This is a genomic window from Frigoribacterium sp. SL97, from assembly GCF_026625765.1.
Taxonomy (GTDB): domain Bacteria; phylum Actinomycetota; class Actinomycetes; order Actinomycetales; family Microbacteriaceae; genus Frigoribacterium.
This window is the reverse complement of the sequence record NZ_CP113062.1, coordinates 2,852,523-2,875,996: the sequence shown is the minus strand read 5'-3', so window position 1 is coordinate 2,875,996 and position 23,474 is coordinate 2,852,523. Positions and strand designations below refer to the sequence as shown.

Sequence of the window (23,474 nt, the reverse complement as noted above, 5' to 3'; positions counted from 1 at the left end):
AAGCGGGGGATTCTTTCGTCGTATGGGTCTGGTCCGCTCCGCGGACCGCGGCCCACCTCGCACGGGGAACCAGCCGGGCCCGCCAGGTCGCCGTTGCTCGGGGGTGACGTCGCTTCGCTCGTCACGGACGGTGACGTCGCTTCGCTCGTCACGGGGGGTGACGTCGCTTCGCTCGTCACGGGGGGTGACATCGCTTCGCTCGTCACGGGGGTGACGTCGCTTCGCTCGTCACGGAGGGTGACGTTGCTTTGCTCGTCACGGGGGAGTGACGTCGGGTGGGTCGTCAGCGGGGGGAGACGGCAGGAGGCGCGGGCGGGGCGGCCCGCGCCTCCTGCGTCGGTGGGGTGGGGGGGGGGGGGGGGGGCTACTGGCCGTCGCGGGGGAGCTGCGAGGCGGCGTCGCGGCCGGTCACGGGGTAGGGGCCCGTCATGCCCTCACGGAGGCGGGCGGCAGCCAGGATGCGGTCGCGCTGCAGGTGCCACCCGAGCATCAACAGGGGGATGATCACGACGAGCGACATGACCGTGAACGACCCGATCGGCCAGTCGATCGCCATCAGGACGACGACCGCGGCCAGGAAGGCCAGCGTCAGGTAGCTCGTGACCGGCGCCCCCGGCAACCGGAACGAGGGCTCCTTCGCCTTGCCCTGCTTCGCCCACTGACGCAGTCGCATCTGGCAGAGGATGATCGTGCCCCACGCCGTCAGGATGCCCAGAGACGCGATGTTCAACACGATCTCGAACGCCGTGTTCGCCCCCACGATCGCGTTCAGCACGACGCCCAGCAGGGTGATGCTCGCGGTCAACAGGATGCCGCCGAACGGTACCCCGCCCTTCGACATCTTCGTCGTGAACTTCGGGGCCGAGCCGTTCATGCCCATCGAGTGCAGCACGCGGCCGGTCGAGTACAGCCCGGCGTTCAGGCTCGACAGCGCGGCCGTCACGACCACGAAGTTCATGATCGACCCCGCGACGTCGCCCACCTCGGGGCTGCCGATGCTGCCGAAGAACGTGACGAACGGGCTCTCGCCCGCCTTGTACGCCGTGTACGGCAGCAGCAGCGAGAGCAGCACCAGCGACCCGACGTAGAAGACCGCGATGCGGATGATGACCGTGTTGATCGCGCGTGGCACGACCTTCTCGGGGTTCTGGGTCTCGCCCGACGCCGTGCCCACCAGCTCGATCGCGGCATAGGCGAAGACGACGCCCTGCACCACGATCACGGCCGGCAGCAGGCCGTTCGGCAGGATGCCCGACGACGCCACGAGGCCCCAGCCGGTGTCGACCGCGGCACCGTCGTGCGTCACGGGGAACGCCGCCGCGAGCCACACGACGCCGACCACGAGGAACACCACGAGAGCGGCGACCTTGATGATCGCGAACCAGAACTCCATCTCGCCGAAGACCTTCACGGCCAGCAGGTTGACCGAGAGCACCACGGCGAGGGCCACCAGGGCCAGCAGCCAGTCGGGTGCCGCGGTGAACGCGGACCAGTAGTGCAGGTACAGGGCGACCGCGGTGACGTCGACGATGGCCGTCATCGCCCAGTTCAGGAAGTACATCCACCCGGCCGCGTAGGCGAACTTCTCGCCGAAGAACTCGCGGGCGTACGAGACGAACGATCCCGAGGAGGGGCGGTGCAGCACCAGCTCGCCGAGGGCACGCAGGATGAAGAACGCGAAGACGCCACAGATCGCGAACACGATCGCGAGAGCCGGACCGGCCGAGGCCAGTCGACCGCCGGCGCCGAGGAAGAGCCCCGTGCCGATCGCCCCGCCGATGGCGATCATCTGCAGCTGACGCGGCTTGAGCCCGTGCTGGAAACCCTCTTGCTCGTGCGAGAAGTCTTGCGGGAGGTGCGTCTCGGTGGAGGCGTCGCCGTCCCCGTTCGTGGGACTCGTCATCGGTCGACCGTAGCCCCTATCGGTTTCGCCCGCATCACCGCCGCGAGACGGGCGAACCCCCAGGAGGCGCGGTGCCGATTCACATGCGGGTAACGAATGGGTGACGATCACCAGGCCCGCAGGCATGGGCGACACGCCGGGACGCAGGGTGCGCGGGGTACACCCGCGGCGACGTCGGGCCGGTTCGCAATTCGGATGGACGACGGATGTCGGCTACGGTCGTGGAGGCCCGGGAGACCGGGCCCGTCATCATCAGGACGCGCCGACCGATGGTCCGATCAGTTCGGGTTCCGGTCGTCGTACGGTCTGGTGGCGCGAGGGTCCGGTCCCATGACCGACCCGGCGGAGGACAGGTTCGCCCCGTGGTTCCACGGTGGGCTTGAGCCGACACGGTCCGCACGCGTCGTCGACCCGTTCGCCCGACCCGATCGCCGCCGACGGCGAACCGGCCCGAGCGGCCGGTGCCCCCTCGGCGCGCCTGGAGACACCTGTGACCACTACGCCTGCCGTGCGTGCCCGGAACCTGTACAAGGTGTTCGGCCGCCGACCCAAGGACGCCGTCGCCCGACTCGAGGCCGGCGCCTCCCGCTCCGAGGCCGCGGGCCTCGGCACCGCTGCCGTCATCGACGCCTCGTTCGACGTCCGGCCCGGCGAGATCTTCGTCGTGATGGGGCTCTCCGGCTCGGGCAAGTCGACCCTCATCCGCATGCTGAACGGCCTGCTCGAGCCCACGTCCGGCTCGGTCGAGGTCGCGGGCTCCGCGATCTCGGACGTCCCGGCCAAGCGGCTCCGCGAGGTGCGTCGGCAGAACGTGTCGATGGTGTTCCAGCACTTCGCGTTGCTGCCGCACCGCACCGTCATCGACAACGTCGCCTACGGCCTCGAGGTGCAGGGGGTCGCGAAGGCGGCTCGTCTGGCGAAGGCCCGGGAGGTCACCGAGATCGTCGGCCTCGCGGGTTGGGAGGACGAGCTGCCGAGCCAGCTCTCGGGCGGCATGCAGCAGCGCGTCGGCCTCGCCCGCGCCCTCGCCTCCGAGACCGACATCCTGCTGATGGACGAGGCGTTCTCGGCCCTCGACCCGCTGATCCGCCGCGAGATGCAGGAGCAGCTCGTCGAGCTGCAGGCGAAGCTCGGCAAGACGATCGTCTTCATCACCCACGACCTGAACGAGGCGATGTTCCTCGGGGACCGCATCGCCGTCATGCGCGACGGCCGCATCGTGCAGATCGGGACGCCCGAGGACATCCTCACCGACCCCGCCAACGACTACGTCGCCCAGTTCGTGCAGGACGTCGACCGGGCGCGGGTCCTCACGGCGGCCAGCGTCATGGAGCCCGCCCGGGCGGTCGTCCCGCTCACGGTCGGCCCCCGGGGCGCCCTGCGTTCCCTGCGCGACCTCCAGACCGCCGCCCTGTTCGTCACCGGCCGTGACCGCAAGCTCCTCGGCTGGGTGCGCGACCGGCACGTCATGCGCCAGGTCAAGGCGAACGACACCGACCTCGCCGCCATCGTCAACGCGGAGTTCTCGAAGGTCGGGCCCGAGGCCGCGCTGGTCGACCTCTTCGAGTTGGCGGTCGAGAGTCCGCTGCCGATCGCCGTCGTGGACGACGCCGACCGCCTGCTCGGCGTCATCCCCCGCGTGACCCTGCTCGCGGCGCTCGGCAACGTCGACACGACCACCTCGCCCATCCCCGTGCTCGAGCCCGTCACCCGCATCTCGGACGTCGAGCTCGACGCCACCCTCGAAGGAGCCACCCGATGAACGAGTACCTCCGCATCCCCTTCGGCTCCTGGGTCTCGGACGTCGTCGACTGGATCACCACCCACCTGGGCGGCTTCTTCGACGTCGTCCGCCTGGTCTTCACGTTCTTCTACGAGTGGGTCGCGTACTTCCTCGGCGCACCTCCCTTCTGGGCGGTCGTGATCGTGATCGCCGCCCTCGCCTTCGTCGCGAAGGGCTGGAAGTTCTCGCTCGGCACGGCCGTCGGCCTGCTGTTCATCGGAACGGTCAACCAGTGGGACAACGCGATGTCGAGCCTCGCCCTCGTGCTCGTCGCCAGCACGCTCGCCATCGCGCTGAGCATCCCTCTGGGCGTGCTCGCGGCGAAGTCGGGCGTCGCGTCGCAGATCATCCGGCCCGTGCTGGACTTCATGCAGACGACGCCCGCGTTCGTCTACCTCATCCCCGCCCTGCTGCTGTTCCGCGTCGGCGTCGTGCCCGGCATCGTCGCCACCATCGTCTTCGCCATGGCCCCCGGCGTCCGCCTGACCGAGCTCGGCATCCGCGGCGTCGACAAGGAGGTGGTCGAGGCCGGCCAGGCGTTCGGCTCGTCACCGTGGCGCATCCTGCGTCAGATCCAGCTGCCCCTCGCGAAGCCCAGCATCATGGCCGGCGTCAACCAGGTGATCATGCTCTCGCTCTCGATGGTCGTCATCGCCGGCATGGTCGGCGCGGGGGGACTGGGCGGCGACATCGTCGCGAGCCTCAACCGCATCGATGTCGGGCTGGGTGCCGAGGCCGGCATCTCGGTCGTCATCCTGGCGATCGTCCTCGACCGCATGACGGCGGCCCTCGGGTCCGACCGTCACGCCCGACGGCTGGCCCGGGCGCAGAACCGCCGGTCCGTCCCGCCGACCCCGGCCCCCGACCGCGCCGAGGCCGAGCAGCCCCTTCCCCCGGCCGACCGCCGCGAACCCGCGACGGCCTCGGCCTAGACCCCGACCACCTGCGGGACGGGAGCAGCACGTACCCACCCGACCCGCGCCTCCTGCACCACCCGAAAGGAACACATGAAGAAGCGCACCATCGCCGCATCGATCGCCCTCGGCACCACCGCCGTCCTCGGACTGGCCGCCTGCTCGCCTCCCGGCAGCGGCTCGTCGGCCGAGGGCGAGACCCTCGACAACGGCGACCAGGCCGTCGTCGACCTCGCCGTGTTCAACGGCTGGGACGAGGGCATCGCGGCCTCGTGGCTGTGGAAGACCGTCCTCGAGGACGAGGGCTACACGGTCAACCTCCAGCCGGCCGACGTGGCCCCCGTCTACAGCGGGCTCACCACCGACGACTACGACGTCGTGCTCGACACCTGGCTGCCGACCACCCACGCCTCGTACATCGAGCAGTACGGCGACGACCTGACCGATCTCGGCGCCTGGAACGACGGCGCCAAGCTCGCGGTCGCCGTGAACGAGGACGCCCCGATCGACTCGCTCGACGAGCTGGCGGCCAACGCGGACCTGTTCGGGGGCAAGATCGTCGGCATCGAGCCGGGCGCGGGCCTCACGGCCGCCGTCCAGGACGAGACCATCCCCACCTACGGCCTCAGCGACCTGCAGCTGCAGACCTCGTCGACCGCCGCGATGCTGACCGAGCTCAAGAGCGCGACCGACGCGGGCGAGAACATCGCGGTGACGCTGTGGAGCCCGCACTGGGCCTACGACGCGTTCCCCATCAAGGACCTCGCCGACCCCGAGGGCACCCTGGGCGACGCCGAGGGCATCCACTCGTTCGGCGGCAAGAGCTTCACGGCGGACTTCCCGCAGTTGACCGAGTGGCTGCAGGGCTTCGAGATGGACACCGAGACCCTGTCCTCGCTCGAGAACGCCATGTTCAACGGTGACGAGGTCGACGGCGACGACTACGCCCCCGTCGTCGAGAAGTGGATCTCCGAGAACCAGGACTACGTCGACGGCCTGACCAGCTGATCCGATCCGCCTAGGACGTCGCCCCGGCCGAGCCCCGCTCGTCCGGGGCGTCGTCGTACCGGGCGCCCGGCGGGGTGCCGGGGCGGGGCCCGGTGGTGGGTGACGGAGCCGGGTGAAACCACAGCCGGACGACACCCGACGCACAGCGAACCCCGAGGTCACACCCCGGGAGGCGCGGGTAGCGTCGTCGACGGACGTCACCGAGACGTCGTCGCACCACCCGCACGAGCACCACGAGAGGCACCACCCGTGAGCACCACCGCACCGACCGACGTCCTGAGGAGAATGGCCCGCGTCATCACGCGCACCGTCTCGTCCGACCTCGTCCAGGTGTCGACCCCGGACCGCGTGCTCGGCCACGTCCGGGCCGAGCAGGGCGCCTTCGTCGCGCTCCGCGGCGCCGACCCCCGCTGGGGCGAGGTCGTCGGGCGGTACCCCTCCGAGGGGCTCGCCCTCGAGGCCCTGCGGCAGCGCAAGCGTTCGATCTGAACCGCCGCCGGGCCCGCCCGTCCGTGCGGCGCCGCCGGTAGGAGGCCCTCGGGGGCCTAGACGCCGACGCCCGCGAAGAACGACGTGAGCTGGCGCGTGATGCGCTCGCGCGCCTCCTCGTCCGAGATCGTGGCCGAACCGTCTCCGGACTGCGCGCCGTAGCTGCCGAACTGGGCGTGGTTCGACCCGTCGATCTCGACCATCGACGCGCTGCCCGGCAGCATGTCGCGGTAGGTCGCGATCTTCGCCGGGGTGCTGAGGCCGTCCTCGGAACCACCGAGGCTGAGGACGGCCAACTCGTCGTCGTCCGAGAGGTCGGTCGTCGCGCAGTACGAGCCGAGGAGCACCAGGGCGTCCACCGACCTGTCGTCGGCGGCGTACTGACAGGCACGCACCCCGCCGAGCGAGTGACCGCCCACCGCCCACGCGTCGACCTCGGGGGCGAGGTCGGTGAAGGTCGACAGCGGGCGGGGGTCCAGGATGCCGAACCCGAGCGTGGGTCGTTCGACGACGACGGTGACGCCGGTGGCGACGAGACCCGCGAAGGTCTGCTCGTAGGCCTGCGGGTCGACCCGGGCACCGGCGACGAAGACGAGACCCTGGCCGGTGGCGGCCGTCTCGGTCGGTCGCATCACGACCGTGTCGGGTCTGCTCGTCACCTCGACCCGTTCGTCGGCGGACACCGAGGCGAGCGAGGACGCCGTCGCCGACATCGGCGTCTTGGCCCAGACGAAGAACCCCGTGGCGGCGAGCACGACGACGGCGAACAGTCCGAGGGCCACGCCCTTGAGCACGCGTCGTCGCCGGGAGGCGTGACGCCGGGGAGGAGCGGGCGGGGCGGACTCGCGACGGGAAGCTGTGGATCGTCTCACCGTTCCATCGTCCCAGGGGCCAGCCGGGACGGAGCCGTGCGTCATGCGACAGGCTCGGGGGATGCCCTGGATACAACTCGTCATCTCGCTCGTCGCCGCCGTCGTCCTCACCTTCGTCATCTCGGCCGTCGTCGGCCTGGTCGTCGGCGTGGTCGCCAAGCGCAAGGAGTGGGCGCAGGCCTTCGTGACGCGCATGCGCCGCCCCTTCCGCGCCACGCTGCTCGTCGTGCTGCTCGTCGTCGCGCTGACCACGTCGTTCGACGCCCTGCTCCCCGCCGACTACCCGGGGGAGGGGTGGGTGTCACAGGCCTTCCGCTGCGCCGTCATCGTCGTCGTCGCCTGGTTCGTGGGTGCCCTCGCGATCTTCTTCGAGGACCTCGGCCTGTCGCGCTACCGGGTCGACACCCCCGACAACCGGGTGGCGCGTCGGGTCCGCACCCAGGTGCTCATCCTCCGACGGCTGACCGTGGCCCTGATCGTGATCCTGGCCGCGGGCACCGTGCTGCTCGGGTTCCCGGGGGTCGAGGCGGTCGGTGCGAGCGTCCTCGCGAGTGCGGGGCTGGTCTCGGTCGTCGCGGGCCTCGCGGCGCAGTCGACCCTGGCGAACGTCTTCGCGGGCATCCAACTGGCCTTCAGCGACGCCATCCGCATCGACGACGTCGTCGTGGTCGAGGGGCAATGGGGCCTGATCGAGGAGATCACCCTGTCGTACGTCGTCGTCCACGTCTGGGACGACCGGCGTCTCGTGCTGCCGTCGACCTACTTCACGACCACCCCGTTCGAGAACTGGACTCGGCGCAACAGCGAGCTGCTCGGAGCGGTCGAGTTCGACCTGGACTGGCGGGTCGACCCGGGGGCCATGCGGAAGGAGCTCGACGTGATCCTCGCGGGGACGGACCTCTGGGACGGACGCACCAAGGTGCTCCAGGTCACCGACGCCCAGGCCGGCTACGTGCGGGTGAGGGTGCTCGTCACGGCCAAGGACGCACCGACCCTGTTCGACCTGCGCTGCCTCGTCCGAGAGGACCTGATCGCCTGGCTGCACGCGAAGAGCCCGCAGTCGATCCCGCGGACGCGGGTGCAGATGGTCGAGGCCGAACCGGCGCCGAAGGGACGGGCCCACCGGTCGACGTCGGAGGCCTCCGCCCTGTTCAGCGGCGACAACGCCGACTCCGAACGCACGGCGCTCTTCACGGCGGCCATCCCGATCCACGACGTCGCCGAGTACCAGGCCTCGCTCGGCGCCGAGGCGGAACACGACCCGCACGTCGCGGGACGACCCGGTGGCCTGCCGACCGGCCGTCCCGACGGCGATCCGGCCGGGCCGACGCCCGGCGTCGACGGGCGTCGCTGACGCGACCACACGGACGAGGAGGCGCGCCCCGCCAGAGCGGGACGCGCCTCCTCGGTGTCTCGGCAGACGTCAGTCGTCGTCGTTCGCGGCCTCGATGACGTTGCCCACGGCGATCGCGGTCGAGGCCGCCCAGCTGATCGCCATGAGGGCGAGGCGCCAGTCACGAGGGCCGGCGCTCAGGCTCTTGAGGAGGCTGATGCCGGAGAAGATCGCGCTGATGATCGCGCCGTTGAAGAGGAATTTGCGCACGGTGGGGCTCCCAGGGGTCGTTTCGACCACGGTACCGCGTGACGTGGCACGAGTCCGGGTGGGGGTAGGTTGAGCTGCCCGGCGTCCCGTGCCGGTGCGTCCTGCGGTCGAAGGAGAATGCCGTGCGCACTGCCCTGCTCGGAGGCGTGTTCGTGTTGCTCGGCCTCGTGGCCGTGTTCACCGGCGTCCTGACCGGTGACGAACTGCTCGCGCTCGTCGAACGGGTCGCGCCCGTGCTCGGCTTCGTCGTCGGCCTGACGATCGTCGCGGAGCTCGCGGCAGAGGCCGGACTCTTCTCGTGGCTGGCGTCCGCCTCGGCCCGGCTGGCCGGAGGGCGGGTGCTCGTGCTGTGGCTCCTGGTCGTGGCGCTCGCGGTGCTCTGCACGGTGTTCCTCTCGCTCGACACGACGGCGGTGCTGCTCACGCCGGTGGTCGTGATCGTGGCCCGGCATGCCGGCCTGCCGCCGATGCCGTTCGCGTTGACGACGGTGTGGCTCGCGAACTGCGCCTCGATGCTGTTGCCGGTCTCGAACCTCACCAACCTGCTCGCGCTGCACGAGCTCGGATCACCGGCCCCGGTGCAATTCGCCGCCTTGGTCGCACCGGCCGCCGTGGTGGGCGTCGTCGTCCCCGTCGTGGCCATCGGACTGCGCTACCGCCGTCAGCTGGTCGGCCGGTTCGAGGCGCCGGCGTCCGAGCCCGTGGCCGACCGCGTGCTCTTCGGCGTCGCCGCGGTCGCGACGGGGCTGCTCGTGCCGGCCCTGGTCTCGGGCGTCGAGGTCTGGATCCCCGCCGCCGTCGCGGCGCTCGTGCTCGTCGTCACCACGGCCGTCCGCCGCCGCGGCGTCCTCCGACTCGGGCTGGTGCCGTGGGGCACGCTGCTCTTCGCCGGCGGGCTGTTCCTCGTCGTCGAGGCCGCTCACTCGCTCGGCCTGGCGGACCTGCTCGGAGCCGTCGTGGGCACCGGCGACCAATTGCCCGACCTGCTTCGACTGGCGGGCGGCAGCGCGGTGGCCGCGAACGTGGCCAACAACCTCCCGGCCTACCTCGCCCTCGAGCCGGTGGCCGGGTCGCCGCTGCGGCTCGTCGCCGTACTCGTCGGGGTCAACATCGGCTGCCTCGTGACGCCGTGGGCCTCGCTCGCCACGCTGCTCTGGCACTCGCGCTTGTCGTCGATGGGCGTCGAGGTCGCCTGGGGGCGGTTCGTGCTCGCCGGCCTCGGGGTGGCGGCGGTCGCCGTGCCGCTCGCGGTCGTCGCGACGGTGCTGTTCGTCTGAGGGTCCCGGGCGCTCGGGCCCGACGCGGGTGCGGTCGCGAGGTGACGGCGCGCGAAGGCGAGCGTCCGCCGGAGCTGGCCGAGCCGCGCCTCCTCGTCCCCGTCGGTGTGCACCTCGGCGGCGACGGTGCCGGCCCACCCCGACCGGGCCAGGTGGGTGAGCACCTCGGCGACCGGCTGCGTGCCGCGACCCGGCACCCGGTGCTGGTCGTGCAGCCCGCCGGGGCGGGACGAGACGACGCCGTCGGTCAGGTGGACGTGGCGCAACCTCGGCCCGAGCGCCAGGGCGAGGTCGAGCGCGTCGCGCCCGGCGACGGCGGCGTGCGAGAAGTCGAGGGTGGCCGCCTCCACGTCGAGGGACGAGGGGTCGTGTCCCGGGCGGTAGGGGTCGAACCCGGCCGGTCCGAACCTCACGGGGAACATGTTCTCGACGGCGAGGGTGACGCCCGTCTCGGTCGCGATCTCGCGGACGACGTCGACGAAGCGCGCCGCGTAGGACCGCTGCCAGACGAACGGCGGATGGACGACGACGGTCGTGGCGCCCAGCTCGCGGGCCAGTCCGGCCGAGCGCCGCAGCTTGTCGACCTGGTCACGACCGAAGGCGAAGTGCGCGACGGGCAGGACGGGGGCGTGCACCGAGAGAACGGGCAGCCCCCACCGGGCGGTCGCCGCACGGAGCAGCTCGGGTCGTCGGGTCGCCCGATCGGCCGTCACCATCACCTCGACCCCGTCGAAGCCGGTGAGCCGCGCGAGCCGGAAGGCCTCGTCGGTCGTCAGCGGGAAGACGCAGGACGTGCTCATTCCGACCGTGATCACGCGGCCAGGCTACGACCGGGGCGTCGCGGCGGCGTCGACACCGCGGTGAACAGTGCGGGAACGGCGGGCTACAGCCAGTCGCGGCGCTTGAACTGCCACCAGAGCAGGCCGCCGATCGCCACGATCAGCACGCACGAGGTGACGAAGCCGGCGGCGGACTGGAACCCCGGATACGGCACGTTCTGCCCGTAGAACCCGGTGATCGCCGTGGGGACCGCGATGATGGCCGCCCAGCTCGTCACCTTCTTCATGATGAGGTTCATGCGGTTGGACTGCAGGTTGAGGTTCGTGTCGAGGATGGTCGAGACGAGGTCGCGCAGGGAGTCGTTCTGCTCGGCCACGCGCAGCACGTGGTCGTAGACGTCCTGGAAGTACGGGTGCATGGCGGAGTCGACCTCCTTCAGGTCGCGGCGCAGCAGCGTGTTCAGCACCTCGCGCATCGGCGACGCGACCCGCCGCAGCTGGACGAGGCTCTTCCGCAGGGCGAACGAGCGCTTCTGCACGTCGATGGTCCGGGGCGCGGGGTCGAAGAGGTCGTCGGCGATGCCCTCGATCTCGTCGTCCAGCGCATCCGTGGCGTCGAAGTGCCGGTCCACGACGCAGTCGAGCAGACCCCAGAGGAAGTACGAGACGCCGTGCGACGCCAGGTCGCGGTTCTGGTCGAAGGTCGCCTGCAGCCGGGTGACGTCGAACTCCGGATGGTGGATCGTCACGAGGGCGCGCTCCGTGATGAACGCCTTCACCTCGCTCGTGTCGAGCACGCCGCTGGCCCGGTCGAAGCGCACGTCGTAGAGAGCGGTGAACAGATGGTTGTCGTAACGGTCGACCTTGGGCCGCTGTCCGTCCTGCAGCGCGTCCTCGACGGCGAGCTCGTGCAGTCCGAGTTCGTCCTCGAGCGAGGCGAGGTCGCCGGCGGTCGGGTCGGTGAGGTCGATCCACACGTGGCAGCCGTCCGTCTCCAGGTGGTCGCTCACCTCGTGCAGCGGGAAGTCGTGGGCGATCAGCTGGCCCCCTCGGTAGGCGCGCGTGACGATGGTCGTGTCGGGACGGGCACCGTCGTCGGCGGGGCCGCGGGGCCCCTCGGTGCGCGGGGGACGGGTGTCGGTCATGGGGCGCATGCTATTCCCGTGACCTCCTACACGAAGCAGCGTGCCGACGCCCCCGCCGGGTTCTTCGAGGCCGAGGCGGCCGGTCTCGCCTGGCTCGCCGAGGCCACGCCCCGAGGAGGCGCGCGCACGGTCGGCGTCCAGGCCGCGTCCCCGGGGCGCATCGACCTCGATCCCGTGCACGAGGTCCGTCCCACGGCGGAGGCCGCACGGGCCTTCGGCGAGGCCCTCGCGGTGACCCACGCGAGCGGCGCGGAGGCGTTCGGTGCGCCTCCTCGGGGGTGGGCGGGGCCGTGCTTCATCGGCAGCCGTCCGATGACGGTGCGACCGAAGGCGACCTGGGGGTCTTCTACGCCGAGCAGCGGGTCCTGCCCTACGCCCGCGTCGCCGTCCGGGCGGGCGGTCTCGACCGGGCGGGCCTCGAGGTCGTCGAGCGAGCCTGCCGCCTCGTCGCCGAGGGCGCGTTCGACGACGACCTGCCCCCGGCCCGCCTCCACGGGGACCTGTGGGCCGGCAACGTGCTCTTCGACGCCGGGGGAGTCGTGCTCATCGACCCGGCCGCCCACGGCGGTCATCCCGAGACCGACCTGGCGATGCTGGCCCTGTTCGGCTGCCCGCACCTCGAGGACGTGCTGGCGGGCTACCAGGCGCGCTCGCCGCTGGGCGAGGGGTGGCGGGGTCGCGTGCCACTGCACCAGCTCCACCCGTTGGCCGTGCACGCCGCCGGACACGGACCGAGCTACGGGGCGTCCCTCGTGCGGGCCGCCGAGGCGACCCTGCGCCTCGTCTGACGATCGTCCGGGTGGGGTACGCCGGTCGCCAGGAGCCGTCTGGGGCACCGCTGATAATCTGGCCGTCCCGCGTCCGTGCGGGCGATGCGACAGGAGCCGACCCACCCCATGCCCGACACCCCCGAACGTTACGGCTTCGTCGTCGTCTCCAACCGCCTCCCCGTCGACCGGGTCATCGCCGACGACGGGTCGGCGTCGTGGCAGCACTCGCCCGGGGGTCTCGTCACCGCCCTCGAACCCGTCATGAAGGCCAACGACGGGGCGTGGGTGGGCTGGGCGGGCCAACCCGACCTCGAGTTCGAGCCCTTCGAGTCCGACGGCATCGAGATCGTCCCCGTGCCGCTCAGCGCCGACGAGGTGCAGCGCTACTACGAGGGCTTCAGCAACGACACGCTCTGGCCGCTCTACCACGACGTCATCGCCGCCCCGACCTACCACCGGGTCTGGTGGGAGTCCTACGTGCAGGTCAACCAGCGCTTCGCCGACCGCGCGGCCGAGATCACCGAAGAGGGCGGCACCATCTGGGTGCAGGACTACCAGCTGCAACTCGTGCCCAAGATGCTGCGCGAGGCCCGGCCCGACGTCACCATCGGGTTCTTCAACCACATCCCGTTCCCGCCGCTCGGCATCTTCTCGCAGCTGCCCTGGCGGCAGCAGATCGTCGAGGGCCTGCTCGGTGCCGACGTCATCGGCTTCCAGCGGGCGGACGACGCGTCGAACTTCTCCCGCGCCGTCCGCCACCTGCTCGGGTACTCGACGACGCGCCCCTACATCGAGGTCCCGGTCGACGACGAGTCCGCGCCGGTCTCGCGCCGGGGCACCAAGGTCCGTCGGGTGCTGGCGAAGCACTTCCCGATCTCGATCGACGCCGCCAGCTACGAAGAGCTCGCCGCGCGCCCGGACGTGCAGGCCAGGGCGCGCGAGATCCGCGAGGGCCTCGGCAACCCCAAGACGATCATGCTCGGCGTCGACCGTCTCGACTACACGAAGGGCATCCGGCACCGCATGAAGGCGTTCGGCGAGCTGCTCGCCGACGGTCGGCTCAGCGTCGAGGACGCCACGCTCGTGCAGGTCGCGAGCCCGAGCCGTGAGCGGGTCGAGACGTACAAGCTGCTGCGCGACGAGATCGAGCTCACCGTCGGCCGCGTGAACGGCGACTACGGCACCATGAGCCACACGGCCATCAGCTACCACCACCACGGCTACCCGCGCGAAGAGATGGTGGCGTTGTACCTCGCCGCCGACATCATGCTGGTCACGGCCCTCCGCGACGGCATGAACCTGGTCGCGAAAGAGTACGTGGCGGTGCGGCGCGACAACGACGGCGTGCTCGTGCTGAGCGAGTTCGCCGGCGCGGCCGACGAGCTCAAGAGCGCCCTGCTGATCAACCCGCACGACATCGGCGGCCTCAAGAACACCATCATGCGCGCCGTCGAGATGCCCAAGCGCGACCGCACCACCCGCATGCGGGCCCTGCGCCGTCGCGTCCTCGAGAACGACGTGGCCAAGTGGTCGGCGTCCTTCCTGCAGGCCCTCGAGAACGTGCGACCCGGGCAGCAGATCACGCCCGCCCCGGCCTCGGCGACGACGGACGGTGACGTCTCGTGACCGGTTCCGACCCCCTGGCCCTGAGCGACGCGCTCGGTCGTCTCGCGACGACCCCGCGCCTCCTCGTCGCGCTCGACTTCGACGGCACCCTGGCGCCCGAGGTCGACGCGCCCCTGCGGGCCCGGGCGTTGCCCGCGGCCCTGGACGCGATCATGCGCCTGTCGGCACTCGACCAGACCACCGTCGCCCTCGTGTCCGGGCGCGACCTCGCCTCGTTGATCGAGGTCAGCCAGACCCCCGACGAGGTGCTGTTGGTCGGCTCGCACGGCATCGAGGTGCGGGTCGACGGTCACGAGACCTCGTTGAGCGACGACGAGAAGGCCGGCCGTGCGCGCTTGTCCGATGCCGTCCACGGTGTGGCCGAGGGGCGTGAGGGCGTCTTCGTCGAAGAGAAACCCGCAGGCCTCGCCCTGCACACGCGGCTCGCGGACGCCGCGACCACCGAGGCCGTCCACGCGGCGGCCCGCGAGGCCGTCGAGGCGCTCGGCGGCATGCACGAGCGCGTCGGCAAGAACGTCCTCGAGTTCGCCGTCCGGGCGACCGGCAAGAACGACGGCATCGACCGACTCCGGGAGGCCGTCCAGGCCACGGGCGTCCTCTACGCCGGGGACGACGTCACCGACGAGGACGGCTTCCGGGCACTCGGCGAGGGCGACCTGTCGATCAAGGTCGGCCCGGGCGAGACGGGGGCGATGCATCGCGTCGCCGACCCCGCCGCCGTGGCGGACCTGCTCGTCGAACTGGCCGGCCTGCGTGGGCATCTCGGTCATGCCTGACAGCGCATGCCTTGAACGGGTGTGATGGCCGGGTCTGAGCATTCCCAGGTGACTGCAAGGTAGTCTGGACACCCCGCCGCGACTCCCCGCCGCCGCTCAGCCGAGCCGGTCCGACGAGGTCGCCAGCCGACGGAGGTCCTCGTGATCGTAGTCCTGACAGCGTTCGCCTTGGCGGCCGTCGTCGTGGCCTGCGTCGGCGGACGACTCGGCCGTTCGCTCTTCCTCTGGGCGTCCGTCGTCCCCTTCGCCGCCTTCGCCTTCACGGCCCTCCAGGGGCCCGCCGTGTTGTCGGGCGAGGTGCCCACCGAGGCCGTGCCGTGGATTCCGCAGCTCGCCATCTCGCTCACCCTGCGCATGGACGTCCTCGCCTGGGTCCTCGCGCTCGTCGTCACGGGCATCGGCGGCCTCGTGCTCGTCTACTGTGCGCGCTACTTCGAGCGGGACGAGGCCGGTCGGGCACGCTTCGCCGCCGTGCTGGTGGCCTTCGCCGGAGCGATGTACGGCCTCGTCACGAGCGACGACGTGTTCGTCCTGTTCGTCTTCTGGGAGGCCACGAGCGTCTTCTCGTACCTGTTGATCGGGCACTACACGGCGAAGCAGGCCAGCCGCGGGGCCGCGTTGCAGGCGCTCATCGTGACGACCGCGGGCGGGCTCGCGATGCTCGTCGGCCTCGTGATCCTCGCCGTCCAGGGCGGCACGAGCTCGTTGTCCCAGCTCGTCGAGCAGCCACCCACCGGGACGGTCGTCACGGTCGCCGTCGTGCTCGTACTCGTCGGGGCGCTGTCGAAGTCGGCACTCGTGCCGTTCCACTTCTGGCTCCCGGCCGCGATGGCGGCTCCGACGCCGGTCAGTGCCTACCTGCACGCCGCCGCGATGGTCAAGGCCGGCATCTACCTCGTCGCCCGTCTCGCCCCCGGCTACCACGACCAGCCCGGCTGGCAAGAGATCGTCGTCACCGTCGGGGTGGTCACGATGGTCCTCGGCGGGTACCGCGCGCTCCGTCAGCACGACCTCAAGCTCGTCCTGGCCTACGGCACGGTGAGCCAACTCGGCTTCCTGACGATCGTGGTGGGGTTCGGCACCCGCGACGCGGCCCTCGCCGGGCTCGCCCTGCTGGTCGCCCACGCCCTGTTCAAGTCGACGCTCTTCCTCGTGGTGGGGGTCATCGACCACCGGGCGGGCACGCGAGACCTGCGCAAGCTCTGCGGGCTCGGTCGTCAGGCTCCCGTCCTCCTCGTGGTGACGCTCCTCGCCCTCGCCTCGATGGCCGGCGTGCCGCCGACCTTCGGCTTCGTCGCGAAGGAGGCCGTGCTCACGGCCCTCTACGACGACGCCGTGACCGGGTCGGCCTGGGGCGTCGTCGCCCTGGTCGGCGTCGTCGTCGGGTCGATCCTGACCACCGCCTACAGCCTGCGCTTCCTCTGGGGGGCCTTCGGTCGCAAGAAGGGCGTCGAGCCGGTCGACTTCGTCCGTGAGCACGTCGACTTCCTGGCGTCGCCGATCGTCCTGGCCGTCGCCGGCCTGGTGCTCGGCCTCGTCTCGTACCAGGTCGGTCCGGTCTTCGCTCGTTATGCCGACACGCTCCCCTCGGCCCCGGGCGAGCACGGCCCCTACTACCTGGCGCTCTGGCACGGTCTCGAGCCCGCGCTCGGCTTCACGGCGGTCTCGCTCGGGGTCGGGGCCCTCCTCTTCTGGCAGCGCGACCGGGTGTCGCAGGTGCAGAAGGCCGTCTCGTTCCTGCCCCGCGCCTCCGACGGGTACGTGCGGATCATGGCGACCATCGACCGGACGGCGTCGCGGACGACCGCGACGACGCAGCGCGGTTCGTTGCCCTTCTACCTCGCCACCATCCTCGTCGTGTTCATCGCCTCGTCGGTGGTGACGCTGGCGCTCAACAGCGATTGGCCGACCACCGCCGTGCTCTGGGACTACCCGGCGCAGCTGGCCATCGGCGGGTTGATGATCATCGGCGCCATCGCGTCGGCGCTCTCCAACAAGAGATTCCAGGCCGTCGTCCTGGTCGGGGTGACCGGCTACGGCATGGCCGCGCTCTTCGCGCTGCACGGGGCCCCCGACCTGGCCCTGACGCAGGCGCTGATCGAGACCATCACACTCATCGCGTTCGTCCTCGTGCTGCGTCGGCTGCCGGCCCGTCTGGGCGAGCGAAACGGCCGCACCCACCGGGCGATCCGGGCCGTCATCGGCATCTCGGTCGGGTCCGTCATGGCCGCCATCGCCGTGGTCGCCCTGGGGGCACGCTCGATCCCCACGGTCTCCGGCGCCTTCCCCGACCTCGCCGTCGACGGCGGTCACGGCCGCAACGTCGTCAACGTGACGCTCGTCGACATCCGCGGATGGGACACCATGGGCGAGATCGCGGTCCTCATCGTCGCCGCGACCGGTGTCGCGAGCCTGGTCTTCCTGACCTCCCGCGCCGACGTCCTGCCCCGGCCCGAGCGGCGCACGCGTGCCCAGCGGTTCCTGGCACGGGTCCGGCCCGTGCGCGAGCCGGCACCCGTCGTGCCCGTCGGTGGGGCGACGGCGCAGATCGGCGACAGCACCGAGGGCGACCGCCGCGCCTGGTTGCTGGCCGGGCGCAAACTCGCCCCGCAGAACCGGTCGATCCTGCTCGAGGTGGTCGTGCGCCTGATCTTCCACGCCATCATCGTCGTCTCGATCTACCTGCTCTTCGCCGGTCACAACCTGCCCGGCGGCGGCTTCGCCGGCGGTCTGGTGGCGGGTTTCGCCTTCGTGGCCCGGTACCTCGCGGGCGGTCGGTACGAACTCGGTGCGGCCGCACCCCTCGATGCCGGCAAGCTCCTCGGTGCCGGTCTCCTGACGGTCGCCGCGACGGCACTCGTCCCGCTCTTCTTCGGCGTCGACGCCCTGACCTCGACCTGGGTCGAGGCCGAGGTGCCGTTGCTCGGCCACGTCGAGTTCGTCACGTCGACCTTCTTCGACGTCGGCGTCTACCTGGTCGTCGTCGGGCTCGTCCTCGACGTGCTCCGGAGCCTCGGAGCCGAGGTCGACCGTCAAGAAGAAGAGGACGCGTTCGGCCACCCGAACGAGGTGTCCGAACCCGAAGAGGAGGCGCTCCCCGTGTCCGTCGCCGGTACGCCCCCGACCGAGCGGGGCCGCGCATGAGCGTCTCCCTCGTCCTGATCGTCGTCATGGCCGCGCTGTACGCCTGCGGCGTCTACCTGCTGCTCGAGCGCAGCATGACCCGTGTGCTGCTGGGTTTCCTGCTCGTCGGGAACGCCACCAACATCCTCATCCTCCTCATGTCCGGCCGACGCGGCGCGGCCCCCGTGGTCGACGGCCAGGCCGATCCGACCGACTTCGCCGACCCGCTGCCGCAGGCGTTCGTGCTGACGGCCATCGTCATCACCTTCGGCATCTCGGCCTTCATGCTCGCGTTGATCTACCGGTCGTGGCGGCTGGCCCAGGGCGACACCCTCGCGGACGACGCCGAAGACCTCGAGATCGGGCGTCGCGGCGTCCCGGCCGAAGAAGAGTCCGAACAGGGCGACGGTGACGACGAGGCGGGTGGCGACAGCGAGTTCGGCAGCCGTGCCGAAGCGGCCGTGCCGACGGACGACCGGCCGCTGCGCGACGACCGGCCTCACCACGACGAGAAAGGGCACCGAGCATGAACCCCAGCTACCTCGTGCCGCTCGTCGTCCTCATCCCGCTGCTCGGAGCCGCGGCGGCCCTGATCGCCGGTCGGCGGCCCCGCTCGCAGGCCGTGGTCTCGATCGTCGCCCTGGCGCTCGTCGTCGTCATCAGCCTGGTGCTGCTCGTGGTCGTCGACACGCACGGAGCGATCGCCGTGCAGGTGGGCGGTTGGCAGGCGCCGTTCGGCATCACGCTCGTCGTCGACCGACTCGCGGCGCTCATGCTCAGCATCTCGTCGATCGTCCTGCTGGCCGTCTTCGTGTTCTCTGTCGGGCAGGGCCAGGCCGACGGCGACGGCGAGGCCCCGGTCTCGATCTACAACCCGACCTACCTCATCCTCGCCACGGGCGTGTTCAACGCCTTCATCGCGGGTGACCTCTTCAACCTCTACGTGGGCTTCGAGATCCTCCTGGTGGCCAGCTACGTGCTGATCACCCTCGGCGGCACCGAGCAGCGCATCCGGGCCGGCGTGGTCTACATCGTCGTCAGCCTGGTGTCGTCCGTCCTGTTCCTCGCCTCCATCGCGATGATCTACGGAGCGCTCGGCACGGTCAACATCGCCGACATCGCCCAGAAGATGGACACCATCCCGCCCGACGTGCAGACGATCATCCACGTCATGCTGCTCACGGCGTTCGGCATCAAGGCGGCGATCTTCCCGCTGTCGTTCTGGCTGCCCGACTCGTACCCGACCGCTCCCGCCCCCGTCACCGCCGTGTTCGCCGGCCTGCTGACCAAGGTGGGCGTCTACGCCATCATCCGCACCGAGACGGTGCTGTTCGTCGAGAGCAACGTCAACGTCTACCTGCTGATCATCGCGTTGCTGACGATGATCGTGGGCATCCTCGGGGCCGTGGCCCAGGCCGACATCAAGCGTCTGCTCTCGTTCACCCTGGTCAGCCACATCGGCTACATGATCTTCGGCATCGCACTCGGGACCGTCGAGGGCCTGGCCGCCACGATCTACTACGTCGTGCACCACATCACGGTCCAGACCACGCTCTTCCTCGGGGCGGGCCTGATCGAACGGCGAGGCGGCACGGCGTCGATCACCCGCCTGGGCGGTCTCCTCAAGGCGGCACCGATCGTCGCCGTCCTCTTCTTCATCCCGGCCCTCAACCTGGGCGGCATCCCGCCGTTCTCCGGTTTCATCGGCAAGGTCGCGCTCTTCGAGGCCGGTGCCCGGCTCGACGATCCCCTCGTGTACGTCCTCATCGGAGCCGGGGCCCTCACGTCGCTGCTGACGCTCTACGCGCTCATGCGTGCCTGGAACCTCGCGTTCTGGCGCCCGAAGGCCGATGTCGACGACCACGAGTCGCCCTTCACCGAGCACCTCGAGGAGGCCCCGGGTCGGGTGGCCGTCCAGCGACGTCGCACCAACCCCCGCACCATGGTGGGCGCGACCGCGGGCATGGTGCTCGTCTCGCTCGCCCTGACCTTCGCTGCCGGCCCGCTCTACGGCGTCGCCGAACGTGCGGCCGGCCGGGTCTACGGCTCGAACGACTACGTGCAGACGGTCTTCCCGGGCGGTCAGGGCGAGACGACGTCCGACCCGTCGTCGCCCGAGCCCGAACCCGCCTCGGACTCCGCAGACGAGGGGAGCACCCCGTGACCGGCCGTCCCACCCGCGGCGAGGTCGGCCGCAGCCTCGCCCGGCAGCTCCCCCTGCTCGTCGGACTGGTCGTCCTCTGGATGGCCTTGTGGAACCAGTTCACCGTCCTGGCCTTCGTCACCGGCGTCGCCGTGGCGCTGCTCGTGACCCGGGTGTTCTTCCTGCCCCCGGTCGAACTGAGCGGCCGGTTCAACCTCTGGTACGCCGTGGTCTTCCTGGCGCACTTCGTGGTCGACCTGGTGCGCGCCTCCGTCATCGTCGCCTGGCAGGCCGTCCGACCTCGCGGCGTGACCTCGAACGCGATCGTCGCGGTGCAGCTGCACACGAGGTCGGACTTCATCATGACCCTCGTCGCCGAGGCGATCTCGCTCGTCCCCGGGTCGCTCGTGGTCGAGGCCGACCGCGAGCGGTCGATCCTCTACCTGCACGCGCTCGCGGTCGAGGACCTCGCCGGTGTCGAGGGCGTCCGCGACGGCGTCCTGGTCGTCGAGGCCCGCCTCGTCCGGGTGCTCGGCAGCGACGACGACCGCCGTCGCATCGCGGAGGGCACCCCGGCCGCGGCCGAGGTCCACGAAGCGGTCAGCCGTTCCTCGTCCCACGAAGGAGGTCCCTCGTGACCGTCGTCGCCTACGTCGTCGGAGCGCTCTTCGCGTTCGCCGGCCTCGCGTCGGTCATCCGCATCGTGCGGGGGCCGTCCATCCTCGACCGCATGATCGCGTCCGACATGCTGCTGACCACCCTGATCTGCGTCCTCGCCGCCGACATGGTGTTCAACGGCCACACCCGGACCATCCCGGTCATCCTCGCCCTCGCGCTGACGGCCGTCCTCGGCTCCATCACGGTCGCGCGCTACGTCTCGAAGCAGGATCCCTCGTGATCCCCGAGACGGTCTACGACGTGGCGGCCTCGGTCATGCTCATCGGCGGGGCACTGCTCTCGGTCGCGGCGGGCATCGGCCTCCTGAGGTTCCCCGACGCCCTGTCGCGCATGCACGCCGCGACCAAGCCGCAGATCTTCGGCCTCATCCTGGTCCTGGCGGCGATCGCGCTCGACCAGCACACCGTGGGGACGATCGCGTCCCTGCTCGTCGTCCTCGTCTTCCAGATGCTCACCGCACCCATCTCGGCGCACATGATCGGTCGGGCGGGGTACCGCAACGGCGACCTCCTGCGCGATCGGTTGGTCGTGGACGAACTCGACGACGCCGTGGCCCGGGCGGCCGGCGAGATCGCCGAGACGACCGAGGGCGACGTCGCCGATCTCGACGTGTCCGACCTGCCCGTCGGGTCGGCCGACGCGTTGGCCGTCGAGATGGACCGGGTCGGGGACTCGTCCGGGCTCGACGACAGGGAGGGTGACGACGACGCCCGCGACCACGAGGGTCGGCGGACGCGGTCGACCGGAGACGCCGCGGGGGAGCCGGGCGAGCTCTGAGGCCGTCGGCGACGGTGGACGGCACGAGCGCGGTCACGCCCTAAACTCGACCCATGCCAGAGAAGCCCACCCCGGACGGGATCGACATCAAACCCCGCAGCCGCGTCGTCACCGACGGCGTCGAGGCCACCACGTCGCGAGGCATGCTCCGTGCCGTCGGCATGGGCGACGAGGACTGGAGCAAGCCCCAGATCGGCATCGCCAGCAGCTGGAACGAGATCACCCCCTGCAACCTGTCGCTCGACCGTCTGGCCCAGGGTGCCAAGGAAGGCGTCCACGCCGGGGGAGGGTACCCGCTCCAGTTCGGCACCGTCTCGGTGTCCGACGGCATCTCGATGGGCCACGAGGGCATGCACTTTTCGCTGGTCTCACGCGAGGTGATCGCCGACAGCGTCGAGGTCGTCATGAACGCCGAGCGGCTCGACGGGTCGGTGTTGCTCGCCGGTTGCGACAAGTCGCTGCCCGGCATGCTGATGGCCGCCGCCCGGCTCGACCTCGCCAGCGTCTTCCTCTACGCCGGCAGCGTCGCCCCCGGTTGGGTCAAGCTCAGCGACGGCACCGAGAAGAACGTCACGATCATCGACTCGTTCGAGGCCGTGGGCGCCTACAAGGCCGGCAACATGAGCGACGACGACCTGAAGGCGATCGAGTGCGCCATCGTGCCGGGCGAGGGCGCCTGTGGCGGGATGTACACGGCCAACACCATGGCCAGCGTCGCCGAGGCCCTCGGCATGAGCCTCCCCGGTTCGGCGGCCCCGCCGTCGGCCGACCGCCGCCGCGACTACTTCGCCCACCGTTCGGGCGAGGCCGTCGTCGAGATGCTCCGTCAGGGCATCACGACGCGCGACATCCTCACCAAGAAGGCGTTCGAGAACGCCATCGCCGTGGCCATGGCCTTCGGTGGCTCGACCAACGTCGTGTTGCACCTGCTCGCCATCGCGTACGAGGCCGAGGTCGACCTGACCATCGACGACTTCAACCGCATCGGCGACAAGGTGCCGCACATCGGCGACCTCAAGCCCTTCGGCAAGTACGTCATGAACGACGTCGACCGCATGGGTGGCGTCCCCGTCGTCATGAAGGCGCTGCTCGACGCGGGTCTGCTGCACGGCGACTGCCTCACCGTCACCGGCAAGACCGTCGCCGAGAACCTCGAGTCCATCAAGCCGAAGCCGCTCGACGGCGAGGTGCTGCGGACGCTCGACAACCCGATCCACGCGACCGGCGGCCTCACCGTCCTCAGCGGCTCGATGGCCCCCGAGGGCGCCGTCGTCAAGACGGCGGGCTTCGACGCGTCGGTGTTCGAGGGGCCGGCGAAGGTCTTCGAACGCGAACGTGGCGCCATGGACGCCCTCACCGAGGGGCGCATCGAGTCCGGCGACGTGGTCGTCATCCGCTACGAGGGCCCCAAGGGCGGCCCGGGCATGCGCGAGATGCTCGCCATCACCGCGGCCATCAAGGGCGCAGGGCTCGGCAAAGATGTACTACTGTTGACGGACGGACGATTCTCAGGCGGCACAACCGGCCTGTGCATCGGCCACATAGCACCCGAAGCGGTCGACTCCGGTCCGATCGCCTTCGTGCGCGATGGTGACTTGATTCGGGTCGACATCGCCGCTCGCTCGATCGACCTACTCGTCGACGCCGCAGAGCTGGAAGCCCGCCGAGACGGCTGGGCACCGCTTCCCCCGCGCTACACCCGCGGTGTCCTCGCGAAGTACGCACGCCAGGTCCGCTCCGCGGCCGAGGGCGCCGTCACCTACTGACGCGTCCCACCGCCGGTCGAGCCGTCGCGACGTCGCACCCCG

At 70.8% G+C, this 23,474-nt stretch carries 20 protein-coding genes and 1 pseudogene; 16 read left to right on the top strand and 5 right to left on the bottom strand.

All coding sequences use genetic code 11. From position 1 onward, the window contains the following. Positions 1-364: 364 nt before the first annotated feature. Positions 365-1,903 carry an amino acid permease gene (locus tag OVA02_RS14080; protein WP_267658715.1) on the bottom strand — a complete coding sequence of 513 codons (1,539 nt, stop codon included), beginning with the start codon at positions 1,901-1,903 and terminating at the stop codon, positions 365-367. A 490-nt stretch (positions 1,904-2,393) separates the two neighbouring features. Here OVA02_RS14080 and OVA02_RS14075 point away from each other — a divergent pair, with 490 nt between their 5' ends. From OVA02_RS14075 to OVA02_RS14060, 4 genes are all read left to right on the top strand, one after another. Beyond that, a complete protein-coding gene (locus OVA02_RS14075) occupies positions 2,394-3,665 on the top strand; it encodes a quaternary amine ABC transporter ATP-binding protein (RefSeq protein ID WP_267658714.1) in 1,272 nt (423 codons plus the stop codon). Next, the gene (locus tag OVA02_RS14070; protein WP_200412241.1) at positions 3,662-4,618 is read left to right on the top strand and encodes an ABC transporter permease; all 957 of its coding nucleotides are present in this window, start codon (positions 3,662-3,664) and stop codon (positions 4,616-4,618) included. The genes OVA02_RS14075 and OVA02_RS14070 overlap by 4 nt, the downstream gene beginning before the upstream one ends. 75 nt (positions 4,619-4,693) lie before the next feature. Then, a complete protein-coding gene (locus tag OVA02_RS14065) occupies positions 4,694-5,608 on the top strand; it encodes a glycine betaine ABC transporter substrate-binding protein (RefSeq protein WP_173151146.1) in 915 nt (304 codons plus the stop codon). Positions 5,609-5,857: 249 nt separating this feature from the next. Continuing rightward, positions 5,858-6,097, top strand: coding sequence for a hypothetical protein (locus OVA02_RS14060; RefSeq protein WP_148053626.1), 240 nt, complete (start codon positions 5,858-5,860; stop codon positions 6,095-6,097). Positions 6,098-6,153: 56 nt separating this feature from the next. On the opposite strand, the gene OVA02_RS14055 is transcribed toward OVA02_RS14060, so the two are convergent. Next, positions 6,154-6,969 (bottom strand): alpha/beta hydrolase, encoded by an 816-nt coding sequence (locus OVA02_RS14055; RefSeq protein ID WP_056046261.1) that lies wholly within the window; start codon positions 6,967-6,969, stop codon positions 6,154-6,156. 61 nt (positions 6,970-7,030) lie between these two features. On the opposite strand from OVA02_RS14055, the gene OVA02_RS14050 reads away from it, so the two are divergent. After that, positions 7,031-8,323 carry a mechanosensitive ion channel family protein gene (locus OVA02_RS14050; RefSeq protein WP_082460288.1) on the top strand — a complete coding sequence of 431 codons (1,293 nt, stop codon included), beginning with the start codon at positions 7,031-7,033 and terminating at the stop codon, positions 8,321-8,323. A 69-nt stretch (positions 8,324-8,392) separates the two neighbouring features. On the opposite strand, the gene OVA02_RS14045 is transcribed toward OVA02_RS14050, so the two are convergent. Further along, positions 8,393-8,572, bottom strand: a complete 180-nt coding sequence (locus OVA02_RS14045) for a hypothetical protein (protein WP_043593989.1) — start codon at positions 8,570-8,572, stop codon at positions 8,393-8,395. Between the two features lie 122 nt (positions 8,573-8,694). Between OVA02_RS14045 and OVA02_RS14040 the strand changes: the two genes are divergently transcribed. Next, positions 8,695-9,849: an SLC13 family permease gene (locus OVA02_RS14040; RefSeq protein ID WP_056046260.1), complete on the top strand. Its 1,155-nt coding sequence runs from the start codon at positions 8,695-8,697 to the stop codon at positions 9,847-9,849. 71 nt (positions 9,850-9,920) lie between these two features. On the opposite strand, the pseudogene OVA02_RS14035 reads toward OVA02_RS14040, so the two are convergent. Further along, positions 9,921-10,649 (bottom strand): annotated as a pseudogene (locus OVA02_RS14035) (sugar phosphate isomerase/epimerase family protein); the annotation flags it as partial. 83 nt (positions 10,650-10,732) lie between these two features. Next, a complete protein-coding gene (locus OVA02_RS14030) occupies positions 10,733-11,773 on the bottom strand; it encodes a magnesium transporter CorA family protein (protein ID WP_082460287.1) in 1,041 nt (346 codons plus the stop codon). A gap of 290 nt (positions 11,774-12,063) precedes the next feature. Between OVA02_RS14030 and OVA02_RS14025 the strand changes: the two genes are divergently transcribed. The 10 genes from OVA02_RS14025 (at position 12,064) to ilvD (ending at position 23,432) form a co-directional block, all read left to right on the top strand. Continuing rightward, a complete protein-coding gene (locus OVA02_RS14025) occupies positions 12,064-12,561 on the top strand; it encodes a fructosamine kinase family protein (protein WP_267658713.1) in 498 nt (165 codons plus the stop codon). Positions 12,562-12,669: 108 nt separating this feature from the next. Continuing rightward, positions 12,670-14,169 carry an alpha,alpha-trehalose-phosphate synthase (UDP-forming) gene (otsA, locus tag OVA02_RS14020; protein WP_173151134.1) on the top strand — a complete coding sequence of 500 codons (1,500 nt, stop codon included), beginning with the start codon at positions 12,670-12,672 and terminating at the stop codon, positions 14,167-14,169. Beyond that, complete coding sequence (gene otsB / locus OVA02_RS14015; RefSeq protein WP_056046256.1) at positions 14,166-14,945, top strand: trehalose-phosphatase; 780 nt, start codon at positions 14,166-14,168, stop codon at positions 14,943-14,945. The genes otsA and otsB overlap by 4 nt, the downstream gene beginning before the upstream one ends. A 141-nt stretch (positions 14,946-15,086) precedes the next feature. Further along, positions 15,087-18,089 (top strand): Na+/H+ antiporter subunit A, encoded by a 3,003-nt coding sequence (locus OVA02_RS14010; protein ID WP_267658712.1) that lies wholly within the window; start codon positions 15,087-15,089, stop codon positions 18,087-18,089. Further along, a complete protein-coding gene (locus OVA02_RS14005) occupies positions 18,086-18,598 on the top strand; it encodes a Na(+)/H(+) antiporter subunit C (RefSeq protein ID WP_082460284.1) in 513 nt (170 codons plus the stop codon). The genes OVA02_RS14010 and OVA02_RS14005 overlap by 4 nt, the downstream gene beginning before the upstream one ends. Continuing rightward, entirely contained in the window at positions 18,595-20,232 is a 1,638-nt protein-coding gene (locus OVA02_RS14000; protein WP_082460283.1) for a Na+/H+ antiporter subunit D, read from the top strand. Before OVA02_RS14005 ends, OVA02_RS14000 begins: the two co-directional genes overlap by 4 nt. After that, complete coding sequence (locus tag OVA02_RS13995; RefSeq protein ID WP_056046254.1) at positions 20,229-20,849, top strand: Na+/H+ antiporter subunit E; 621 nt, start codon at positions 20,229-20,231, stop codon at positions 20,847-20,849. The genes OVA02_RS14000 and OVA02_RS13995 overlap by 4 nt, the downstream gene beginning before the upstream one ends. Next, positions 20,846-21,109 (top strand): monovalent cation/H+ antiporter complex subunit F, encoded by a 264-nt coding sequence (locus OVA02_RS13990; RefSeq protein WP_054145652.1) that lies wholly within the window; start codon positions 20,846-20,848, stop codon positions 21,107-21,109. The genes OVA02_RS13995 and OVA02_RS13990 overlap by 4 nt, the downstream gene beginning before the upstream one ends. After that, the gene (gene mnhG, locus OVA02_RS13985) at positions 21,106-21,666 is read left to right on the top strand and encodes a monovalent cation/H(+) antiporter subunit G (protein WP_235452595.1); all 561 of its coding nucleotides are present in this window, start codon (positions 21,106-21,108) and stop codon (positions 21,664-21,666) included. Before OVA02_RS13990 ends, mnhG begins: the two co-directional genes overlap by 4 nt. Positions 21,667-21,719: 53 nt before the next feature. Next, positions 21,720-23,432, top strand: coding sequence for a dihydroxy-acid dehydratase (gene ilvD / locus OVA02_RS13980; protein ID WP_056046252.1), 1,713 nt, complete (start codon positions 21,720-21,722; stop codon positions 23,430-23,432). The last annotated feature ends 42 nt before the right edge of the window (positions 23,433-23,474 follow it).

Excerpts from the sequence above, each read along its gene's own strand:
- OVA02_RS14065 (WP_173151146.1), top strand. The coding sequence starts at position 4,694 with ATGAAGAAGCGCACCATCGCCGCATCGATCGCCCTCGGCACCACCGCC.
- OVA02_RS14030 (WP_082460287.1), bottom strand. The coding sequence starts at position 11,773 with ATGACCGACACCCGTCCCCCGCGCACCGAGGGGCCCCGCGGCCCCGCC.
- OVA02_RS14070 (WP_200412241.1), top strand. The coding sequence starts at position 3,662 with ATGAACGAGTACCTCCGCATCCCCTTCGGCTCCTGGGTCTCGGACGTC.
- ilvD (WP_056046252.1), top strand. The coding sequence starts at position 21,720 with ATGCCAGAGAAGCCCACCCCGGACGGGATCGACATCAAACCCCGCAGC.
- OVA02_RS14080 (WP_267658715.1), bottom strand. The coding sequence starts at position 1,903 with ATGACGAGTCCCACGAACGGGGACGGCGACGCCTCCACCGAGACGCAC.
- OVA02_RS14005 (WP_082460284.1), top strand. The coding sequence starts at position 18,086 with ATGAGCGTCTCCCTCGTCCTGATCGTCGTCATGGCCGCGCTGTACGCC.
- OVA02_RS14050 (WP_082460288.1), top strand. The coding sequence starts at position 7,031 with ATGCCCTGGATACAACTCGTCATCTCGCTCGTCGCCGCCGTCGTCCTC.
- otsA (WP_173151134.1), top strand. The coding sequence starts at position 12,670 with ATGCCCGACACCCCCGAACGTTACGGCTTCGTCGTCGTCTCCAACCGC.
- OVA02_RS14000 (WP_082460283.1), top strand. The coding sequence starts at position 18,595 with ATGAACCCCAGCTACCTCGTGCCGCTCGTCGTCCTCATCCCGCTGCTC.